The sequence below is a fragment of the Xanthobacter sp. SG618 genome, from assembly GCF_012932745.1.
GTDB lineage: Bacteria > Pseudomonadota > Alphaproteobacteria > Rhizobiales > Xanthobacteraceae > Xanthobacter > Xanthobacter flavus.
On sequence record NZ_JABBHL010000003.1, the window covers coordinates 222,210 to 239,958 of the forward strand.

The 17,749-nt window shown below is 67.5% G+C and carries 18 protein-coding genes; 13 read left to right on the plus strand and 5 right to left on the minus strand.

The annotated features are described in order from the left end of the window. Positions 1 to 96 precede the first annotated feature (96 nt). From FHT36_RS10390 to FHT36_RS10425, 8 genes are read left to right on the plus strand one after another with little or no spacing between them, the layout of a single operon-like run. The gene (locus FHT36_RS10390) at positions 97 to 1,401 is read left to right on the plus strand and encodes an ABC transporter substrate-binding protein (protein ID WP_169122434.1); all 1,305 of its coding nucleotides are present in this window, start codon (positions 97 to 99) and stop codon (positions 1,399 to 1,401) included. A gap of 3 nt (positions 1,402 to 1,404) precedes the next feature. After that, positions 1,405 to 2,364 (plus strand): carbohydrate ABC transporter permease, encoded by a 960-nt coding sequence (locus FHT36_RS10395; RefSeq protein WP_169122435.1) that lies wholly within the window; start codon positions 1,405 to 1,407, stop codon positions 2,362 to 2,364. A 1-nt stretch (position 2,365) separates the two neighbouring features. Beyond that, entirely contained in the window at positions 2,366 to 3,226 is an 861-nt protein-coding gene (locus FHT36_RS10400; RefSeq protein ID WP_169122436.1) for a carbohydrate ABC transporter permease, read from the plus strand. 22 nt (positions 3,227 to 3,248) lie between these two features. After that, positions 3,249 to 4,406 (plus strand): ABC transporter ATP-binding protein, encoded by a 1,158-nt coding sequence (locus FHT36_RS10405; RefSeq protein WP_169122437.1) that lies wholly within the window; start codon positions 3,249 to 3,251, stop codon positions 4,404 to 4,406. Continuing rightward, complete coding sequence (locus tag FHT36_RS10410; protein ID WP_169122438.1) at positions 4,406 to 5,425, plus strand: Gfo/Idh/MocA family protein; 1,020 nt, start codon at positions 4,406 to 4,408, stop codon at positions 5,423 to 5,425. The genes FHT36_RS10405 and FHT36_RS10410 overlap by 1 nt, the downstream gene beginning before the upstream one ends. Further along, the gene (locus FHT36_RS10415; protein WP_169122439.1) at positions 5,422 to 6,117 is read left to right on the plus strand and encodes a GntR family transcriptional regulator; all 696 of its coding nucleotides are present in this window, start codon (positions 5,422 to 5,424) and stop codon (positions 6,115 to 6,117) included. Before FHT36_RS10410 ends, FHT36_RS10415 begins: the two co-directional genes overlap by 4 nt. 48 nt (positions 6,118 to 6,165) lie before the next feature. Continuing rightward, positions 6,166 to 6,951: an SDR family oxidoreductase gene (locus tag FHT36_RS10420; RefSeq protein ID WP_169122440.1), complete on the plus strand. Its 786-nt coding sequence runs from the start codon at positions 6,166 to 6,168 to the stop codon at positions 6,949 to 6,951. A gap of 11 nt (positions 6,952 to 6,962) precedes the next feature. Continuing rightward, a complete protein-coding gene (locus tag FHT36_RS10425) occupies positions 6,963 to 7,892 on the plus strand; it encodes a dihydrodipicolinate synthase family protein (RefSeq protein WP_169122441.1) in 930 nt (309 codons plus the stop codon). A gap of 93 nt (positions 7,893 to 7,985) precedes the next feature. Here FHT36_RS10425 and FHT36_RS10430 read toward each other — a convergent pair whose 3' ends face one another. Then, entirely contained in the window at positions 7,986 to 8,750 is a 765-nt protein-coding gene (locus tag FHT36_RS10430; RefSeq protein WP_348644421.1) for an IclR family transcriptional regulator C-terminal domain-containing protein, read from the minus strand. 152 nt (positions 8,751 to 8,902) lie between these two features. Between FHT36_RS10430 and FHT36_RS10435 the strand changes: the two genes are divergently transcribed. From FHT36_RS10435 to FHT36_RS10455, 5 genes are read left to right on the plus strand one after another with little or no spacing between them, the layout of a single operon-like run. Beyond that, the gene (locus tag FHT36_RS10435) at positions 8,903 to 9,877 is read left to right on the plus strand and encodes an ABC transporter substrate-binding protein (RefSeq protein ID WP_169122443.1); all 975 of its coding nucleotides are present in this window, start codon (positions 8,903 to 8,905) and stop codon (positions 9,875 to 9,877) included. A 28-nt stretch (positions 9,878 to 9,905) separates the two neighbouring features. After that, positions 9,906 to 10,949 carry a GTP-binding protein gene (locus FHT36_RS10440; RefSeq protein WP_169122444.1) on the plus strand — a complete coding sequence of 348 codons (1,044 nt, stop codon included), beginning with the start codon at positions 9,906 to 9,908 and terminating at the stop codon, positions 10,947 to 10,949. Positions 10,950 to 11,009: 60 nt separating this feature from the next. Beyond that, positions 11,010 to 12,416 carry a dihydroorotase family protein gene (locus tag FHT36_RS10445; protein ID WP_169122445.1) on the plus strand — a complete coding sequence of 469 codons (1,407 nt, stop codon included), beginning with the start codon at positions 11,010 to 11,012 and terminating at the stop codon, positions 12,414 to 12,416. Beyond that, a complete protein-coding gene (locus tag FHT36_RS10450) occupies positions 12,413 to 13,219 on the plus strand; it encodes an ABC transporter permease (protein WP_169122446.1) in 807 nt (268 codons plus the stop codon). The genes FHT36_RS10445 and FHT36_RS10450 overlap by 4 nt, the downstream gene beginning before the upstream one ends. Further along, on the plus strand, positions 13,216 to 14,028 hold the full coding sequence (locus FHT36_RS10455) for an ABC transporter ATP-binding protein (protein ID WP_210257686.1): 813 nt from the start codon (positions 13,216 to 13,218) through the stop codon (positions 14,026 to 14,028). Before FHT36_RS10450 ends, FHT36_RS10455 begins: the two co-directional genes overlap by 4 nt. 38 nt (positions 14,029 to 14,066) lie before the next feature. Here FHT36_RS10455 and FHT36_RS24845 read toward each other — a convergent pair whose 3' ends face one another. From FHT36_RS24845 to FHT36_RS10475, 4 genes are read right to left on the minus strand one after another with little or no spacing between them, the layout of a single operon-like run. Next, complete coding sequence (locus FHT36_RS24845) at positions 14,067 to 15,026, minus strand: DMT family transporter (protein WP_169122447.1); 960 nt, start codon at positions 15,024 to 15,026, stop codon at positions 14,067 to 14,069. A 1-nt stretch (position 15,027) separates the two neighbouring features. After that, a complete protein-coding gene (locus tag FHT36_RS10465) occupies positions 15,028 to 15,849 on the minus strand; it encodes an ABC transporter permease (protein WP_246702151.1) in 822 nt (273 codons plus the stop codon). Further along, positions 15,846 to 16,643: an ABC transporter ATP-binding protein gene (locus FHT36_RS10470; RefSeq protein ID WP_210257715.1), complete on the minus strand. Its 798-nt coding sequence runs from the start codon at positions 16,641 to 16,643 to the stop codon at positions 15,846 to 15,848. Before FHT36_RS10470 ends, FHT36_RS10465 begins: the two co-directional genes overlap by 4 nt. 17 nt (positions 16,644 to 16,660) lie before the next feature. Continuing rightward, positions 16,661 to 17,662, minus strand: coding sequence for an ABC transporter substrate-binding protein (locus FHT36_RS10475; protein WP_246702152.1), 1,002 nt, complete (start codon positions 17,660 to 17,662; stop codon positions 16,661 to 16,663). Positions 17,663 to 17,749 lie beyond the last annotated feature (87 nt).

Below are 17,749 nucleotides of genomic sequence, written 5' to 3' on the forward strand. Positions count from 1 at the left end.
GCGCCGATCTTCGGAATCATTATTGACAATAATCCGACCGCCGCCCAGTCTCCCGGCAAACCCGGGGCATAACGGGACTTAGCGGGAGGAACGTGGATGACGAGCATTCGAGGCGTCGGAAAAGCGTCGTGGGGTCGCGGCCTGTGCGCGGCGATCGCCATGACGGCGGCGATGGGCGGGGGACATGCCTTCGCGCAGACCGAGATCACCATGTGGAGCAACTGGCCCGACGAGCCGGCCAAGAAGGAGTGGGTGACGGCGCGGGTGAAAGAGTTCGAGGCCGCCAACAAGCAATGCACGGTGAAGCTCAGCTTCATCCCCAAGGCCGACATCTACACCCAGGCGAAGTCAGCCGTGCGCACCGGCCAGGCCCCGGACATCTTCTACATGGAGCCGGACCAGCCGGAATTCCTCGCCGGCGGCTTCCTGGAGCCCCTCGACGGCTACATCGATCTCAACGGTCTCGAAGACTGGGCCAAGCCCGCCTGGACCTCCAAGGGCAAGGTCTATGGCGTGCCGGTGGAGGCCTATACGGTCGAGCTCTACTACAACAAGGATCTGGTGAAGAAGGTCGGCGTGGACGTGCCGGCCTCCTTCCAGCTCACCCAGGCGCAGTTCACCGATCTGGTGAAGAAGGGCGTCGCCGCCGGCATCACGCCGGTGTCGCAGGGCGTGGGCGACCGGCCCTTCCCGGGCGGCCAGTTGCTGTTCGAGTCGCTGCTGCGCAAGCTCGGGCCGGATGACTACAGCAAGCTTCTCAACGGCGAGCTTTCCTTCAAGGATCCCCGCGTTCAGGAAGTGATGACCTGGGTGAAGGAGCTGGTGGATGCCGGCGCCTATCCCAAGAGCTTCTCCACCCTGAAGCTGGGCGAATCCCACTTCTACTTCTACAATTCGCCGGGCTCGCTCACCTTCCCCGATCCCAGCTGGTTCACCGGCCGCGCCTTCGCCGCGCCGGAGAAGGGCGGCATGCCGGCGAACTTCCCGCTCGGCATCATGAAGTTCCCCGCCATGGACAAGGGCGCCTGCCCGAACTGCAAGACGCTGGCGGTGGCGGGCAGCTTCGTCATGTATTCCAAGGGCAAGAACAAGGATTGCGCCGGAGCGCTGCTCAAATCCATGGCCAATGCCGAGAACGGCACCAAGTGGATCAGCGAGGTGTCGCTGCAGAGCGGGCTCAAGTCCGATCCGGCGAAGATCGTCAGCCCGCACAAGGCCTATTTCGACGAGCTGAACGCCCGCAACAAGGACGTGACCTATTTCTTCGGCACACCCCTGCTCTACTACCGCGCCAAGTGCGCCGAGACCTACATCCAGGTCATGAACAACGCCTTCCCCGCCGGCCTCATCAGCGTTGCGGATGCGGCGGAGAAGATGGACGCCGCCTGCCTGAAGAAGTGAGCGATGCCCGACGCCATTTCCCTTCAAACCACGGCCAAGAGCGGGGAGGCGAAAGCCTCCTCGCGGGCCACCCTCGCCGACCCCAGGCGCGCCACGCGGCTGGTCCTCGCCATCTTTCTCGGGCCGGCTTTGCTGGTCTATTGCGGGCTCACCGCCTATCCGGCGTTCCGCACCATCTATGACAGCTTCTTCACCATCGAGGGGATGGACGCTACCTTCGTCGGACTCGGCAACTATCGCGACCTGATGGGGGACGAGACCTTCTGGGTCGCCGTCCGCAACACCTTCATCTGGTCCTTCGTCGCCCCCGTCATCGATGTCGCCACCGGCCTCCTGCTGGCGCTCGCGCTCTATGCCGGCGTGCCCTTCGCGCGCTTCCTGCGGGTCGCCTGGTTCACGCCGGTTCTGCTCTCCTATGTGGTCGTCGCGATCCTGTGGATGTGGATCTACAATTACGACTGGGGCGTGCTGAACGTGATGCTGCGGGCGGTGGGCCTCGGCGACCTCGCCTCCTCCTGGCTGGGCGATCCGAACCTCGCGCTCGCGGCCGTCATCGTCACCCATGCGTGGAAGTGGGCCGGCTTCAACATGGTGGTGTGCCTCGCCGCCATCCATTCCCTGCCCAAGGAAGTGCTGGAAGCCTCCGACCTCGACAATTGCGGCTGGGGCGCGAAGCTGCGCTACATCATCGTCCCCATGCTGCGGCCGACGCTGCTGTCGCTCTACATCCTGTCCTTCATCGGCAAGATGAAGGTGTTCGACCTCGTCTGGATCATGACCCAGGGCGGGCCATTGTGGGCGACGGAGACGGTCTCCACCTACGTCTACAAGCGCGCCTTCAACTGGAACACCTTCGACCTCGGCTATCCCTCCGCCATCGCCACCGTGTGGTTCCTGGTGGTGTGCGCCGCGGTCATCATCCTCAACCGCGTGCTCGGCTCACGCGAGCGGCTGGAGTATTGAGATGGCCGCATCCCTCGCCGCCGCCTCCGGCCGCGCGCCTCTGCCGCGCCTGTTCTCGCGGGGCATCCTCGCGCTCGTGCTGGGCGTCTACACCATCTACCAGCTCGGGCCGTTCCTGTGGCTCGCCACCATGTCGGTGCGCACCACGGCGGAGATCAGCGCCGATCCCTATGCCTGGCCGAGCCCGATGCATCTCGACCAGTTCCGCACCGCCTGGGTGGATTCCGATTTCGCCACCTATTTCTGGAACTCCACCATGGTGGTGGTGGGCGCGGTGGCGGTGCTCACATTCATCGGCGCCGCGGCGGCCCACGCGCTGGCGCGCTACCGCTTCCGGGGCAACCGGATCATCTACGGCATCCTGTTCTCGTCCATCATCTTCCCGCCGCAGATCACCCTGATCTCGCTCTACCAGATCCTGGTGGACTACAATCTCTACAACAGCCTGTTCGGGCTGGCGCTGGTCTATATCTCGCTCCAGCTGCCGTTGACCGTGTATCTGCTGGAAGGCTTCTTCGCGCGCATCCCGCAGGACCTGTTCGACGCGGCCAAGATGGACGGGTACGGCGACCTCGAGATCTTCTGGCGCATCGTGCTGCCGGTGGGCATGCCGGCCATCGCCACCACTTTGATCCTCAACTTCATCCAGCTCTGGAACGAGTTCCTGTTCGCGGTGGTGCTCATCACCGATCCCGACAAGCGCACCCTGCCCATCGGCATCCGCGCCTTCATGGGCGACCATTTCCAGGACATCGGCATGATCGCCACCGGCGTCATGATCTCGGTCATCCCGGTCATCGTCGTCTACGTCTTCTTCTCCGAAAAGCTGATCCGCGGCATGACCGCCGGCGCGATCAAGTGAGGCTGAATCCAGTGAGGCTGCCATGGCGGTGGTGAAACTCGACAAGATCGTGAAGCGCTACGGAGGCGGCGGCCCCGTCGTGGTGGAGGACGTGGACCTCACCATAGACGACGGCGAGTTCATGGTGCTGCTCGGCCCTTCCGGCTGCGGCAAGTCCACGACGCTGCGCATGATTGCGGGGCTGGAAAGCATCTCCGGCGGCACGCTCTCCATCGACGGGCGGGTGGTGAACGACGTGCCGGCCAAGGACCGGGACATCGCCATGGTGTTCCAGTCCTACGCGCTCTATCCGCACATGAGCGTCGCCGACAATCTCGCCTTCGGCCTGCGCCGCCGGTCCATTCCGGGGGGCGAGATCGAGCGGCGGGTGAAGGAGGTGGCGGCGCTCCTCGGCCTCGCGCCGCTGCTGGCCCGCAAGCCCAGCGCGCTCTCCGGCGGCCAGCGCCAGCGCGTGGCGCTGGGCCGCGCCATGGTGCGCGAGCCGCAGGTGTTCCTCTTCGACGAGCCGCTCTCGAACCTCGACGCGGCGCTGCGCGTCAACACCCGCAGCGAGATCATCAAGCAGCACCACCGCCTCGGCTCCACCATGATCTACGTCACCCACGACCAGGTGGAGGCGATGACCATGGGCACGCGCATCTGCGTGATGAACGCCGGCAAGGTGGCGCAGATCGGCGCGCCGCTGGATGTCTACTGGCAACCGGCCAACACCTTCGTCGCCCGCTTCCTCGGCTCGCCGCCCATGAACCTGATGGACGCGACGCTTTCCGCCGCCACCCGCCGTGCGTCGAGCCCGGCGCTGGATGCGCCGCTTGCCCGCTGGAGCGACGGCGTGCTCCAGGCGCGGGACGGCCGCAAGGTGACGCTCGGCGTGCGCGCGGAAGACATGGCGATCGATCCCGCCGCCCTCGACGGTGCGCCGGGCGGGCGCGTCACCGGGCGCACCATCGCGGTGGAGCCGCTGGGCGCCGAGACGCTGCTCCTGCTGGAACTGCCCGGGGGCGGCGAGATCACCGCCCGCCTCCCGCGCCACGTCACCGCCGCGCCGGACCAGGAGGTGGAACTCTTCTTCCGGGCCGACGCCGCCTATCTGTTCGACGCCGAGACGGGCGACGCCATCGCCCCGCTGGAGACGGGCGACGCCGCCGTTCGCGCTGCCGTGCAGCGGAGGACGCACTGATGGCCGCGCCGCTCCGCGTCGGGCTGATCGGCGCCGGCTGGGTCACCCAGCATCATCTGAAGGGCTGGGCCGCGCTGGGCGGCGCCGCGAAGGTGGTGGCTATCGCCGATCCGTCCGCCGAGCGCGCCGCCGAGCGGGCGAGCGCCTTCAACATTCCCGCCGTCTTCACCAGCGCCGAGGCGATGCTGGAGGCGGGTGGCCTCGATGCCGTGGACATCGCCGCGCCACGTGCCGTCCATGCGGTGCTCGCCCGCCTCGCGGCGCGCCACGGCCTGCCCATCCTGTGCCAGAAGCCCCTCGCCCCCACGCTGCCGGAGGCCGAGCAACTGGTGGCGGACATCGGCGGACAGGTGCGCCTGATGGTGCATGAGAACTGGCGCTTCCGCGCCTATTACCGGCAGGCCGCCGAATGGCTGCGGGCCGGCCGCATCGGCGCGGTGCGCGCCGCCCACCTCTCCCTCGTCACGTCCGGTACCGTGCCGGATGCGGAGGGACGTTTCCAGGCGCTGGAGCGCCAGCCCTTCATGCGCGAGGAACGCCGCATGCTGGTGGCGGAGGTGCTGATCCATCACCTCGACACACTGCGCATGCTGCTCGGCCCGCTGAAGGTGGAGGCCGCCGCCCTCAGCCGCACCTGCAACGCCATGGCGGGCGAGGACGGCGCCGTCATCCAGCTCTCCACCGCTGATGGCGCAGGCGTCTCCATCTTCGCGAGCTTCGCCGCCTATGGCGTGCCCGCGCAGCAGGCGGACCGGCTGACCATCCTCGGCGAGGCCGGTACCCTTCGGCTCGACGGCACCGCCCTCTCCGTCGCCGGACCTGAGGCGGAACGGCTGGACTATGATCCCGAGGCGACCTATCTCGGCTCCTACGCGGCGACGATCGCCCATTTCGTCGCCTGCCTCGCGAGCGGGGGCCCTTTCGAGACCTCGCCCGAGGACAATCTGGAGACCTTGCGGCTGGTGGAAGACTGCTACAGGCTTTCCCGATTCGAGACGGCGAACAGGAGCGCCGCATGAGCGAAGCGTCCCTTCCCGCATCGCGGGCCGACGAGCAGGCCGAGGTGCAGCGCCGGCTGGAGGATGACATCATCTTCGGCCGCTTCGCCCCCGGCTCCCGGCTGGTGGAAGACACACTGATGGCGCGCTACGGCGCCTCGCGGCACTACATCCGCCAGGCGCTGGTGCAGCTGGAGCGCACCGGCGTCGTGCGACGCGAGAAGAATGTGGGGGCCACCGTCTGCTCCTATTCGGCGCAGGAGGTGCAGCAGATCTACGCGGTGCGCGAGATGCTCACCCGGCAGGCGGCGCTGATGATCCCCCTGCCCGCCCCGCCGGAGCTGATCGCCCACCTCAAGGAGATCCAGGCCGATTATTGCCGCCATGCCGATGCCGGCAATCTGCGCGGCATCCACGAGACCAACGACCTGTTCCACCTGACGCTGTTCTCGGGCTGCGGAAACCCCTATCTGGTGCGCACGCTGCAGGACTACATGGGCTATACCCTGCCCATGCGCGCCAAGAATCTCGCCGATCACGCCGGGCTCCAGCTCTCCCGCCGGCAGCACGACATCATGATCGAGCTGCTCCAGGGCACGGACAGCTGGGCGCTGGCGCAGCTCTGCGTCGATCACATGCAGTACAGCAAGGCCGACTACCTTGCGCGCACCGCCGGCACGGCGGCCTCGGGTCGACTGGCGATCGCCGACTGAATGCCCGCGGACGGATTTGCCGCGCGCCGACATGACGAAGGATGGACCATGGATCTCGGACTGAAAGGCAAGACGGCCCTCGTGCTCGGCGCGGGCGGCGGGCTCGGCAGCGCCATCGCGGCGACGCTGGCGGCGGAAGGCGCGAAGGTCGCCCTGGGCGACATCGATCTGGCCGCCGCAGGTGCGGTAGCAGAGCGCATCGCGGCCGTGGGCGGCGAAGCGATGGCGCTCAAGTTCGACCTCTCCGACCTCGCCGGCATCGATGCGCGCATCGCCGAGATCGAGGCGAAGCTCGGCCCGGTGGACGTGCTCGTCAACAACACGGGCGGCCCGCCCCCCACCCCGGCCGCCGGGCAGGACCCGGCCCTGTGGGCCAAGAGCTTCAACGACATGGTGCTCTCGGTGATCGCCATCGCCGACCGGGTGCTGCCCGGCATGCGCGCGCGCAAGTGGGGCCGCATCATCACCTCCACGTCCTCCGGCGTGGTGGCGCCGATTCCCAACCTCGCCATCTCCAACGCGCTGCGCCTGTCGCTGGTGGGCTGGTCCAAGACGCTCTCCCGCGAGGTGGCGCGCGACGGCATCACCGCCAACATCGTGCTGCCCGGCCGCATCGCCACCGACCGCATCAAGTTCCTCGATGCCAAGAAGGCCGAGCGCGAGAGCCGCACCGTGGAAGAGGTGGCGGCGGAAAGCACGGCCACCATCCCCGTCGGCCGCTACGGCGACCCGCAGGAATATGCCAACGTGGTGGCCTTCCTCGCCGGCACGCCGTCGTCCTATGTCAACGGCTCGGTCATCCGCGTGGATGGCGGCCTCATCGCCAGCATCTGATCGGTTTCATCATGCTTCTCGACGCCAGCGCCTCCGGCCTGTTCCCCATCGCCCCCACCCCGTTCACGCCGGACGGGAAGATCGACGAGGGCTCCCTCGACACCCTGATCGCCCGCTATCTCGCGGCTGGCGCCACCGGCGTGACGGTGCTCGGCATCATGGGCGAGGCGCCCAAGCTGGAGCCGGAGGAATCCCTCGCCGTCACCGCGCGCTTCATCGCCGGCTTCGGCCGCTTGCCGGTCATCGTCGGCGTCTCGGCGCCGGGCCTTGCGGCCATGCGCTGGCTGGCCCGTGCCGCCATGGACAAGGGCGCGGCCGGCGTCATGATCGCCCCGCCCCCGGCCTTGCGCACGGACGACCAGATCACCGGCTATTACCGACAGGCCATCGAGGCCATCGGCTCCGACATCCCCTTCGTCATCCAGGACTATCCGCTCACCCTCACCGTGCAGATGACGCCGAAGGTCATCCGCCAGATCGTTGAGGAGAACCCCTCCTGCGTGATGCTGAAGCACGAAGACTGGCCGGGCCTCGAGAAGATCACGGCGCTACGCGCTTTCCAGAAGGAAGGCTCCATGCGCCCCATCTCCATCCTCACCGGCAATGGCGGCCTGTTCCTCGATTTCGAGATGGAGCGCGGGGCGGACGGCGCCATGACCGGCTACGCCTTCCCCGAGATGCTGGGCGACGTGGTGCGCCTGCAGAAGGCCGGCGAACGGGACAAGGCGCATGATCTGTTCGATGCCCACCTGCCGCTCATGCGCTACGAGCAGCAGCAGGGCGTCGGCCTCGCGGTGCGCAAATATGTGATGATGAAGCGCGGCTTCATCGCCTCCGACGCGCAGCGCAAGCCGGGCTCGGCGCTCTCCGCAACCGCGCGGACCGAGGTGGACTATCTGCTGGCCCGCCTCGCCCGGCATGATCCCCGCGCGCTGGTCTGAGCGGCAGGTTTGAAGCATTGGACCGCGGCGCCCGGGCAGACGGGCCGCCGCGGTTCTTTTTTGCTGAAGCAGGATCGGGCTGGTCCGCGCGATCTACCGCGCCACCCAGGTGCCGCTGCCCGCGATCTCCTCTGAAATCCGCTTCCCGGCATCGATGACCGCGGCCCGGAACGCCAGCGACGCCCCGGCGATATCGTCGGCCGCGAGCACGAGGCTGACCCCCGCAATCACCTGCTTGTTGACCAGCACCGGCGCCGCAATGCCCGCGCGCCCCTCGGCGACCTCCGAGACCGTCTCGACCACACCGTCGCGGCGGATGGCCCGCACCTCGGCCTTGAAGGCTTTCCAGTCGCCGTGTCCGAGACGGGCGCGGATGGTGTCCTCGTTGTCGAGATAGATGCGCTTCAGCGAGCGATCGTCGAGATGGGCCAGCACCACCTTGGATGACGCACCGGCGAACAGGGGCATGGCCACGCCCCGCTCGTAGGTTGTGATGGGATGGGGCGCGGTGCCGTGCTCCTGGTGCACGCACATCACCGTGTCGCGGTAGCGCCGGCAGAGGATCGCCGTCGCGCGCTGGGTGGTCTGGTCGAGCAGCTCGTGCATCACCCGCGAGGCGATGGGGATCAGCGTGTCCCCCTGCCGCAACAGCCGATCATACTCGATGAAAGCGGGGCCGAGCACATAGCCGGCGCCGATGACGGGATCGAGGAAGCCGGCCCGGCAGAGCTCCTGCACGTCCCGATAGGCGGAACTCTGGGACACGCCCGTCTCCTGGGCGATCTCCTCCACCGTCAGCGGCCATGGGCGTCCGCGAAACAAACCCATGACCTGAAGAATCCTGCTGGCCAACCGCACCCTCCCCCAACGAATGATACTTTATATCATTCAGTAGGAATTTCGCAAAATTCCTATCTATTGCGAATTATGCTTGAAGCACCTTCAAAGATCGAGCACTCTTTCGGCAGATGACGCGCGGCAAGACGCGTCCCCCTTCCCGGAGAGAGATGATGAAGCGCGTCCTTCCCCGCCTCGTTGCCGCCGCCCTGGCCCTCAGCGTTCCGCTCGCCGGGGCTCAGGCGCAGGCGCCGAAAACCGAAGTGAAGCTCGCCGTTCTGGCCCCGAGTGCGCTGTTGTGGCTGCACGCCATCGCCATGGACAAGGGCTTCTACGACAAGCGGAACATCGCCGTGCGCGAGCTGCGTGCGTCGGACAGCCCGGCGCTGCTGCAGGCTGTGGCATCCGGCAGCGCGGATGCGGGCATCGCCCTCGGCGATCTCGCGGTGCGCGCCATCGACAAGGGCGCCCCGGTGATCATCGCCGGTGCGGTGCTCGACAAGACCATCCTGCGCCTCTACGGCGCCAAGGGCACCGCCTCCATCAAGGACCTCGCCGGCAAGCCGCTCACCGCGGGCGCGGTCAAGGGCGGCACCGCCAACCTCTTGAAGTATCAGGTGAAGCAGGCGGGTGTGGACCCGGCCGGGGTACAGATGGTCTCCATCGCCAATTCCCGCGACCGCATCATCGCCATGGGCAATGGTCAGGTCGCCGGCGCGCTGCTCATCGCCCCCTTCGACACCCTCGCCGGGCGCGAGGGCGCCGTGCTGCTCGATGTCTATCGCGAGCCTTATGTCCAGACCCCCCTGGTGTTGAACAAGTCCTGGGGCGAAGCACCCGCCACGCGCCCGGCCGCCATCGCGGTGACGCATGCACTGAAGGAGGCGGCTGCCTTCATCGACAATCCCGCCAACAAGGATGCGGCCATCGACGTGCTCGCCGCCTATACCAAGACACCGCGCGACGTGGTGGAGGATTCCTACGCCTTCATCGTGAAGGAGCAGAAGGCCATTCCAGCCGACCTCTCCGTTCCGGCGGCGGGCCTTGAAAACCTCTACAAGATCGACGCCGCGGTGGGTGGAGATCCCCAGAGCCAGCCCTTCGACCTCAAGCGCTACTACGACCCGAGCTACATCGCCGGCAAGTGAGCTGAGCGCAGCGAGAGGAGCCGCCGCCATGGCCCATTTTCGCGACATGCGGACGCCGGTGACGCTGCTCACCGGTTTCCTCGGATCGGGCAAGACCACGCTGCTCAACGGCTGGCTGCGCGACCCGGCGCTGAGCGACGCCGCCGTCATCGTCAACGAGTTCGGCGAGATCGGCATCGACCATGCGTTGATCGCCGCCAGCTCGGACAACACCATCGAGCTGTCCACCGGCTGCCTGTGCTGCACGGTGAAGGGCGACCTCGTGGAGACGCTGCGCGACCTCACCGAAAAGCGCGCGCGGGGCGAGGTGAAGGCGTTTGCGCGGGTCATCATCGAGACCACCGGCATGGCGGATCCCGGCCCGGTCATCCAGGCGCTCATCACCTTCCCCGTGGCGCGCACCTATCGCCTCGGGCGGGTGGTGACGGCGGTGGACGCGGTGCAGGGCATGGGCACGCTCGACCGCCACGCGGAGGCGCGCAAGCAGGTGGGCGTCGCCGACGAGGTCGTGCTGACCAAAGCGGACCTCGCGGGCTCGGAATCGGCAGGCAACCGCCTCGCCCCGCTGGAAGCGCGCATCGCCGGCCTTTCGCCCGGCGCGCGCCTGCATCTGTCCTCGCTCAGCCACCTTGCGCAGCCCACGCTGCTCGACGGCATCGACCCCGCCGACCCGAACACCCGCCCGAGCGAAGTGCGCGCGTGGCTGCGGGCGGAGGCGTTCGAGGCGGCGGATCCGGTGCAGCATCGCGAGGATATCGGCTCCTTCTGCCTCGCCTTTGAGGAGCCGCTCCACTGGGAGCACGTCTCGGCCTGGCTCGATGCGCTGGCCATCGCCCATGGAGACGACCTGCTGCGGGTGAAGGGCATTCTCGCCGTCGCCGGCCGCAGCAAGCCGGTGGTCGTGCAGGCGGTGCAGCGGCTCTTCTCACCGCCGGTGGAGCTGTCCGCCTGGCCGGAAGGGATGGCGGGCTCGCGCATCGTCTTCATCACGCGCGGGCTGTCGCAGGACTACGTGACCGAGGTGCTGGACGTGATCCGCACCCGCCCAATCCCGCTCGACATGGCGTCCTGACCGCCTCGGGCCCTTCCTTTTCAAATTGGCCCGTGCGGGCCTCGTCCTCGGGAGAGTAGTTTGGACACCATCATCAAGAACGGCCTCGTCGTGACCGCGGATGGCCGCTTCGAGGCCTCCATCGGCATCAAGGACGGCGCCATCGCCGGAATCTTCGAGCCCGGGCTGGAGCCGGCGGCCGCCGAGATCATCGACGCCAAGGGCCTCGCCATCCTGCCCGGCGTCATCGACATGCACTCGCACCACCGCGAGGGCTCGCTGCCGGGCTTCGAATACAAGGACACCATCTACACTTCGACGCTCCAGTGCGCTGCCGGCGGCGTGACCACCTCGGTCGCCATGCCCAACGTGACCCCGCCGCCCAACACCCTGGACCTGCTGGAAAAGCAGTTCGCCATCTATGAGCGCGACGCGGTGGTGGACTGGAACTTCAATCCCGCCCCCACCATCCTCGAGGAAGTGCCGGGTATGGCCGCTACCGGCATCGCCGCCTTCAAATTCTTCATGGTGGTGGATACCGGCCGCTCCTATCCGCACATGCCGGGCATCGGCGTGCACGACCATGGCAAGATCCTGGAGATCATGCAGGCTGCGGCGGCGCACGACGTGCCGCTCATGATCCATCCCCACGACCAGGCACTGATGGACGTGATCGAGCAGGAGTTCTGGGCGCGCGGGGAGCGCGACGCCCTGGCCTACGCCAAGGCCTACGCCGCCCATGACGGCGTGATCTGGGAGACCGCCATCGCCACCCTGCTGCGCCTGCAGAAGGCGGCGGGCTGCCACCTGCACATCCTGCACACCCAGACCGCCGGCTCGGTGCAGCTCATCCGCGAGGCCAAGGCGCGCGGCCAGAAAGTGACCTGCGAACTCAATCCCTGGGCGCTGTTCCTCGGCTGCGAGTGGGCCGCGATCCAGCGCCTCGGCTCCTATGCCCTGTCCTACTGGGTGCCGGAGAAGAACGTGCCCGGCCTGTGGGACGGCGTGCGCGACGGCACCATCGACATCATCGCCACCGATCACGCCCCGCACACCCGCGAGGAGAAGGAGATCGGCTGGACCGACGGCTGGAAGGCGCACACCGGCACGCCGTCCACCCAGTTCTACCTCTCCATGTTCCTCACCGCCGCCACCGAGGGCAAGCTGCCGCTGGAGCGCGTGGTGGAGGCCACCTCCACCCGCCCGGCACGCCTGTTCCGCCTCGACCGCAAGGGCGAGATCAAGCCCGGCTACTACGCCGACCTCGTGCTGGTCGACCTCGAGACCGAATATGAGGTGCGCGACGAGGACGTGCTCTCCCTCGTCGGCTGGAGCCCCTATGCCGGCCGCCGCTTCAAGGGCAAGCCGGTGCGCACCATCCTGCGCGGCCGCACCATCTATCTGGACGGCAAGGTGGTGGGCGAGAAGGGTTATGGGCGGCAGGCGGTCTCCACCGCCCGCCACGCGCACAAGGCCGCGGCGGAATGACCGCAGCCGCCCCCTTCTGGCGCAGCGTCTACGACTTCCTCGAAGGGCGCTCGCGCGCCGCAGGCCTCCTGCGGATGCTCATCTCGCTCGCTTTCGTGCTGGCGGTCTGGCAGGTGCTGGCCACCTATGTGGTCACCAACAAGCTCCTGCTGGTGCCGCCGGCGGAGGTGTTCCGCGCCCTCGCCAAGGAGAGCGGCAACGGCGCGCTGTGGACCAATGCGCTCGCCACCGTGAGCGCGGTGGCGGCCTCCTTCCCGGTGGCGGTGCTGATCGGCGTCGCCATCGGCCTCGCATTGGCATCAAGCCGCCTGCTGGCGCTCACCGCCGGACCCATGCTGACGGCGCTGAACTCGGTGCCGCTGGTGGCGCTGGCGCCGCTCTTCATCGCGTGGCTCGGTCTGGGCTTCGCGTCGAAGTTCGTGCTCGTCACCATCTTCACCATCTTCCCGGTGCTGGTGACGACGGAGACCGGCCTGAAGGCCACCGACAAGATCCTCATCGAGGCGGCGCGCTCGTTCAACGCCTCGCGCTGGCAGGTGTTCACCACGGTGACGCTGCCCTTCGCGGTGCCGTTCATCGTCTCCGGCATCCGCGTCGCCTGGGCGCGGGCCCTGGTGGCCATCATTATCGCCGAATTCTTCGGCTCGTTCGCCGGATTCGGCTTCGCCATCCTCGCCGCCGGGCAGAGCTTCGACACCGCGACGCTGCTCGCCTACGTGATCATGCTGGGAGCGCTCGGCCTCATGGGCAGCATCTTCTTCGAATGGCTGGAACGCCGGCTCGCGCCGTGGCGGCAAGAATGAACCGGGGTGTGAACCAGATGGCCGAAGCACTCTCCATCGAAGGCATCAACAAGGTCTTCGAGCGCGCGGGCAAGCCCTCCGTGGAGGCGCTGCGCGACATCAACCTGACCGTCCGGGAGGGCGAGTTCGTCTCCATCGTGGGGGCAAGCGGCTCGGGCAAGTCCACGCTCCTGCGCATCATCGACGGGCTGCTGCCGGCCTCCTCCGGCGTGGTGAAGGTCTCCGGCCATGCGGTGACGCGGCCGGGCGCCGACCGCGCCATGGTGTTCCAGCAGGATGCCCTGCTGCCGTGGAAACCGGTGATCGAGAATGTCGCCTACGGCCTCACCATCGCCGGCACGCCGAAGCGCGACGCCCACGCCACCGCCCAGCGCTTCATCGACATGGCCGGCCTCAAGGGCTTCGAGCAGCATTATCCGCACCAGCTCTCCGGCGGCATGCGCCAGCGCGTGAACGTCGCCCGCGCGCTGGCGGTGAACCCGAAGATCCTGCTGCTGGACGAGCCGTTCGCTGCACTCGACGCCCAGACGCGGGAGATCATGCAGACGGAGCTACTCAACATCTGGCAGAAGAGCGGCACCACCGTGCTGCTCATCACCCACCAGATCGACGAGGCAGTGTTCCTCTCCGACCGCGTGATCGTCTTCTCCGCCCGGCCCGGCTCCGTGCGCGAGGAAATCCCGATCCCGCTGCCGCGCCCGCGGGCGCTGGAAGTGAAACGGCATGAGGCCTTCGGCGCGCTCGTGGACCGCATCTGGCACCTCATCGAGCACGAGGTGCGGAGCGCGGTTGCCGATAACCGAGCCTGAGAACGGCCCCGTCGGGGTTCCGCAAAAGGCAGCCGAGCCTATGGGCTCGGCGTGCCCTGCCGGACTTCGGGCCCAGGCCGCCCCGATCCCGCCCGAGTCGATATCCAGAGGCCCGCCAGAATGGCCGCGCCGCCCGCGATCTGGATCGGCATGATCGTCTCGCCCAGCAACGTTGCGGACAGCGCGATGGTCGCCAGCGGCGAGAAATAAAGGAACGGGCCGGCCCGCGCCGCGCCCACCCGCGCCGCGCCGTAGATCCAGAACAGGTTGCCCAGGAGCGTCGGGCCTGCCGCGATGTACAGCACCGCTAGGGTGACGGGCTCCACCCGCAGCCCAGTCGTGAACGGATCCTGCCCGCCGAGGCAGAGGAAGACCGCGTACACCGGGCAGAAGACGAGCACGAAGCCGGCAAGCGCTGTCAGCGCGGTGAGGCTCAAGGCGGAGATGCCGATGGGATTTTGCCCGAGGCTGTAGGTGTACACGGCGAACAGCACCGCGGCGGCGATGGAAGCGAGATTGCCCGCTCCGAAATGGAAGCCTTGGAGCTCCGTGGGCAGGCCCTTCATCAGGACGAGCGTGACCCCCAGCATGGCGATGAGGATGCCGGCGATCTGCGCGAAGCGGGGCCGCGCGCGCCCGACGAAGGTGGCGATCAGCAGAACCCAGATGGGCGTCGTTGCGTTCAGAAGGCCGACTTCCAGCGCCGGGCTCAGATAGGCTCCGGCATAGAGGCAGACGGAGAAGAGGCCAACGCCCACCAGGCCCAGGAGCGCGATGCGACCTGCGTTTCGGCCGATCGCGCTGCGCTCCCGCAGCAGTCCTGGCAAGGCGATCGGCAGCAGCAGTGCGAGCGCGATCGCCCAGCGCCAGAAGACCAGCGAGGGCAGCGGCAGGGCGTCATGGATCGCCCGTGCCGCCGCATGGTTGCTGCCCCACAGGAGGGCCGTGGCCAGCAAAGCGAGGATGGCGGAAAGGGGTGCTTTCCCCTGCGCCGCCACCTCAGTGACCTGAGCCGCCACCGCCGCGTTGCGACACGTGCCAGGGCAGGAGCAGGCGCTCGCAGGCCTCGACCACGAAGAACAGGGCCGTCCCCAGCAGGCCGAGCAGCATGAGGCAGACGAACACCCGCGGCGTGTCGAACTGCCCCTGCGCGGTCAGTATGGCGAAGCCCAACCCCTCCGACCCCGCCACGAACTCGCCGACGATGGCACCGACCAGCGCGAACGAGATCGCCACCTTCAGGCCCGCGAAGATGCTGGGCAAAGCATTGGGAAACCGGATCTTGCGGAGAATGTCGAAGGACGAGGCCCGGCTCGCCCGGGCGAGGTTCACCATGTCCGGATCGACCGACCTCAGGCCCAGCACGGCGTCGATGACGACGGAGAACAATGCGAGCATGAGCGCGATGGCGATCTTCGGCTCAACACCCGTGCCCATCCAGATCACGAACAGCGGGGCCAGCGCCACCTTCGGCACGCTGTTGAGCGCGACGAGGAGCGTATAGACCGTGCGCTCGATGAACTTGGAATGGACGATGCCCACCGCCAGCGCCAGCCCCAGCACCACCGCGAGGCCGAAACCCGCGAGGGTGGTGTAGAGCGTGAAGGCGGACATCTGGAGGAAGTAGCCCGGCGAGAGCAGGAATTCCTGCCAGATGGCGCTGGGCGCCGGCAGGATGATGGGCGCGGGCTTGAAGATGTAGACCGCCGCCTCCCACAAAACGAGGGCAACGGCGAGCAGGCCGATGACCATGCCGGCCTCGACGACCGATGTGGGCAGGCGACGGGGCATGGGCGGGTCGAGATTCTCGGTGGCGCTCATGGGGCATCGTCCTTCAGCACGCCCAGGCTGGCGAAGAGGTGGCGGACATGGGCGACATATCGGCCGAACTCGGCGCTCTCCCGCACGGCGAGATGACGGGGCCGGGGAAGGTCGATGTCGATGATCTCGACGATCCGGCCCGGGTTGCGGTCCATCATGACGACCCGGTCGGAGAGGAAAATGGCTTCAGTAATGCCGTGGGTCACGAACACCACGGTCTTGCGCGTGTCCTGCCAGATGCGCGCAAGTTCAAGATTGAGGTCGTCGCGCGTCATGGCGTCGAGGGCGCCGAACGGCTCGTCCATGAGCAGCAGCTTGGGATCGCAGAGCAGAGCCCGGCAGATGGCGGCACGCTGGCGCATGCCGCCTGAGAGTTCCCAGGGATGGCGGCTCTCGAACCCGCCGAGCCCGAAGCGCCCCAGAAGCGCCAGCGCGCGCTCCCGCACCGCCGGGCCCTTCAGCCCGGCGAACTCCGCTGTGATGAGCACGTTGTCGAGGATGGTGCGCCAGTCCAGCAGCACGTCGCGCTGGAACACGATGCCCATGTTCTGGGGCGGCCCCTTGAGGGCGCGGCCGTCCACGGCGATCGTTCCGGCGCTGGCATCCTCCAGCCCCGCGATGCACTTGAGCAGCGTGGACTTCCCGCAACCGCTGGGCCCGAGGATGGAGACGAACTCCCCCTCGTTCACCTCAAGGTCGATGCCCTTCAGCGCGGTGACGGGTCCGCGGGGCGAGCCGTACGTCTTGCGGACGCCAGATATCGAGAGATAGGCCATCGTCGAGGCATCCGTCATGGAGGCGACGTGAGCGTTCACTGAATGAACTCGTTGGTGAAGTAGGTGGCGGGGTCCGTCCCCGGCTTGATGGCGCCGGCGTCCACCGCGGACTTCGCCGCCTTGGCCCAGTCCTCCGGCGACTGGTAGCCGATGGGCTTGCCCTTCGTATTCGGCGTATCGAAGAAGTCGATGGTGAGCTTGATCTGGTCGGCCAGCACCTTCTTGTCCAGCTTGGCATTGGGGCGCTGCTTGATGATGGCGTCAGCCGCCTCGTCCACATGGCCGTCGCGGATATAGGTCCAGGCCTTCTGCTGCACCTCGACGAGCTTCTTCAGTGCTTCCTTCCGGCTTTCGATGGTCTTCTCGGTGGCGACGAGGCCGTAGCTCGGGAAGGTGATGCCCACATCTTCGGCAAGGATGGCCTTGGAGGGGCGATTGGCGGCGGCCACCGGAATGGCGGAGGGCTCGGTGGACATCAGGCCGTCGGCGCGTTTGGCGGTATAGGTGCCCCACACGGCGGAGGGATCCACGAACATCACGTTGACCGTGGTGCGATCAAGGCCGCCCTGCTTGAGCCAGTAATCGATGAAGGGCGCCCAGGGGCTCGCGGCGAAGACCACGAGGCTCTTGCCCTTAAAGTCGGCGACCTTGGCGACGGGAGACTCCTGGTCGACGAGGACGGCAAGGTCCGTGCGCTTGTCGATGCCCGCGAAGGCCTTGGCGGTGGAGCCGTTCTCGCGGGCCTGCGGCAGAAGCCCGACCTGGATCTGGCCCACATCCACCTGCCCCGCATTCACCAGCTGAAGCGTGTTGCCGGAGCCGCGGCCGTCCTGAATGTCCACATCGAGGCCGGCATCCTTGAACCATCCCTTTTCCTTGGCGAGGTGCATGCCGGCATGCACGCCCCAGGGCGAAAAATCGAGACGGATCGTCATCTTCTCCTCTGCCGCGGCGGCGCCGGCGGCGAGCGGGCCGGCCAGCAAAGCGGTGGCGGCGGCGGCCCGGGCGAGGCGGGCGGCGATGGACGTCATCTTCATTATTGCGATCCCCTCTTCGGCATCGAGATGAGACTATATGGTCCAATATGTCACGCAAGTGGATTTATGCATCATCGGCCGCAAATG